Annotated in this window: 2 protein-coding genes and 1 pseudogene; all 3 read left to right on the top strand. The window is 68.1% G+C overall.

The window, feature by feature from the left end; genetic code table 11:
- Nucleotides 1–144: pseudogene (locus ROTAS13_RS27855) on the top strand (IS21 family transposase); the annotation flags it as partial.
- 164 nt (nucleotides 145–308) lie between these two features.
- A complete protein-coding gene (gene istA / locus ROTAS13_RS22235; protein WP_075823467.1) occupies nucleotides 309–1,841 on the top strand; it encodes an IS21 family transposase in 1,533 nt (510 codons plus the stop codon).
- An 11-nt stretch (nucleotides 1,842–1,852) separates the two neighbouring features.
- On the top strand, nucleotides 1,853–2,614 hold the full coding sequence (gene istB, locus ROTAS13_RS22230; RefSeq protein ID WP_075823465.1) for an IS21-like element helper ATPase IstB: 762 nt from the start codon (nucleotides 1,853–1,855) through the stop codon (nucleotides 2,612–2,614).
- The last annotated feature ends 263 nt before the right edge of the window (nucleotides 2,615–2,877 follow it).

Here is a 2,877-nt window from a genome sequence, read left to right as displayed (position 1 = left end):
GTCAAAGTCGCGCATGTGAGGCTGTGCCACAGCCGGATGCTGTTCGTCCGCGCTTATCCGCGCGAGACGCAAGAGATGGTGTTTGACGCTCATGACCGGGCGTTCGCCTTCTTTCGCGGTACCTGCATGCGTAATCCGGTGGATTGTGATCAGCGATTCCGTTCGATCGTGATCACTGGGTCCGGTGGATGCTGATCAGCGATTCCGGTGATCGTAATCACCGGGATCGGGGGCGGGTCAGAGGAGTGGCGCGGCCGGCAAGTCTCAACCAGCGGTAGTTTCGTTCCCGTGCTGAGCAGGGGGGCGGGATGCCAGGCGAGAGAGTGCCGATGCGCAAGATCCGAGATGTTCTACGGCTTGGCTGGGGCCAGGGCCTTTCCCAGCGGGTGATAGCTCGCAGCCTTGGGCTGAGCCAGGGCGTGGTGCACGCCTATCTGAGGCGGGCGCGCAGTGCCGGGCTGGGCTGGCCGTTGCCGGACGAGATGAGCGACGCGGGGCTGGAGGCGTTGCTGTTTCCGCCGGCCAGTGGAGCCGCGGTCGAGGACCGGCCGCAGCCCGACTGGGCCTGGGTGCACCGGGAGCTGCGGCGTCCGAACGTGACGCTGTCGTTGCTGTGGGAGGAGTACCGGGCGGGAGCGCCGGACGGGTTTGGCTATTCCTGGTTCTGCGACCTGTACCGGTCCTGGGCGGGACGGCTGAAACCGACGCTGCGGCAGGTCCACCCGGCAGGCGAGCGGATCTTCGTCGATTTCGCCGGCAGCACCATGGCGGTGCTGGAGGGGGCGGGCGGGGCGGAACGACGGGCGGAGATCTTCGTCGCCGTGCTGGGGGCGTCGAGCTACACCTTTGCCTGTGCGGTCTGGAGCCAGGCGCTGCCGGACTGGATCGATGGCCATGTGCGGGCGTTTGCGCATTTCGGCGGTGTTGCGCGTCAACTGGTCAGCGATAACCTGCGCGCCGGGATCACCCGCGCCTGCTTCCACGAGCCGGCGGTGAACCGGACCTATGCCGAGATGGCGGCGCATTACGGCACGGCCGTGCTGCCGGCGCGGCCCTACAAGCCGCGCGACAAGGCCAAGGCTGAAGTCGGTGTGCAGGTGGTGCAGCGATGGATCCTGGCGCGGCTGCGGAACCAGAGTTTTTTCTCCCTGGCCGAGCTCGATGGGGCGATCCAGGCCCTGGTGCTCCAGCTCAACGAGCGGCCGATGCGTGCTCTGGGCACGACCCGGCGTGCCCTGTTCGAGGGACTGGACCGGCCGGCGCTGCAGCCCCTGCCGGAGGTCGCCTATGAGTACGCGGCCTGGAAACGCTGCCGGGTCGGGCTCGACTATCATGTGGAGGTCGAGCGGCACTTCTACTCGGTGCCGCACGCCCTGGTGCGCCAGGAGGTGGAGGCGCGGACCACGGCCGCGACGGTGGAGATCTTTCACCGCGGCCAGCGGGTGGCCAGCCATCCGCGCGGCACCCGCAGGCATCAGCCCAGCACCCTGGCCGAACACATGCCCAAGTCGCATCGCCGCTACCGGGAGTGGAGCCACGAGCGCATTCACCGGGAGGCGGGCGCCATCGGACAAGACACGGCGGCGCTGGTGGAGGTCATCCTGCGCTCCAGGCCGCATCCCGAGCAGGGGTTCCGCTCCTGCATCGGCATCCTCGGCCTGGTAAAACGCCACGGTGCCGAGCGGGTGGACGCCGCCTGCTCCCGGGCACTCGCCTTGGGGACGCGCTCCTACAGCTCGGTCGCCGCCATCCTCAACAACCGCCAGGAGCGGCGGGCCGTGCCGGACGAGCCGGCCATGCTGATGCACGAGAACATCCGCGGCCCCGGCTACTATCATTGAAAGGCGATCCGATGCTGATCCATCCCACCGCCGAGCGCCTGCGCGGCCTCGGCCTGAGTGCCATGGCACAGGCTTTCACCGAACTCCTCGCCGCCCCGGAGGCGGCGGCGCTCTCCCGCGAAGACTGGCTGGGCCTGCTGGTCGACCGCGAGACAACCAGCCGGGACAACAGCCGCCTCACCCGCAGGCTGCGTGAGGCCCGGCTACGTCAGGCAGCGGTGATCGAGGACACCGACTTCCGCACCCCGCGCGGCCTGGACCGGGCGATGTTCCTCCGCCTCGCCGACTGCGGCTGGATCCGCGAGCACAGCCATGTGGTGATCACGGGCCCAACCGGGGTCGGCAAGTCGTGGCTGGCCTGCGCGCTCGGCCACAAGGCCTGCCGGGAGGGCTATTCCGTCCTCTACAAGCGTGCCCCGCGGCTGTTCGCCGATCTGGCGACCGCCCGGGGCGAGGGACGGCTGTCCAGGATGATGGCGGCGATCGAGCGCACACGCCTGCTCATCATCGACGATTGGGGCCCGGAGCCGTTGAACGCCGAGCAGCGCCGCGATCTGCTCGAGATCGTCGACGACCGCTACGACCGCGGCTCCCTGCTGATCACCAGCCAGGTGCCCCCGAACCTGTGGCACGACGTTGTGGGCGATTTGACCCTCGGGGATGCCATCGTGGACCGCATCATTCACCGTGCCCACCGGATCGAACTCAAGGGCGCCAGCCTGCGCAAGCGTCACGCCAGCAACGATGCCTTGACCGGCAAAGCCTGCGAGTGACATCTACAACCGTCGGCCGCACTTCTCCTTGGCCCCAGCCACCTGCCAACCCTCACCAGAGGGCAGATGATCACGATCACCGGATTGCATGATCACCTTCGGCTGGATCAGCCGATCAGGATCACCGGAATACGCAACCTGCACGCGGGGCATCTACGACAACATGCGCACGGCGGTGGACGCGATCCTGGTGGGACGGGATCGCGCCTACAACCGGCGTTTCCTGCGCATGTGCAGCCACTACCTGGTCGAGCCGGTGGCCT

It is taken from the genome of Roseomonas sp. TAS13, from assembly GCF_001950415.1.
In the GTDB taxonomy this organism is placed as follows: domain Bacteria; phylum Pseudomonadota; class Alphaproteobacteria; order Acetobacterales; family Acetobacteraceae; genus Roseomonas; species Roseomonas mucosa.
This window is presented reverse-complemented; position numbering and strand designations above follow the sequence as displayed.

What these genes read in the sequence shown, in the direction of transcription:
- istA (WP_075823467.1), top strand. Translation starts at nt 309, where the DNA reads ATGCCAGGCGAGAGAGTGCCGATGCGCAAGATCCGAGATGTTCTACGG.
- istB (WP_075823465.1), top strand. Translation starts at nt 1,853, where the DNA reads ATGCTGATCCATCCCACCGCCGAGCGCCTGCGCGGCCTCGGCCTGAGT.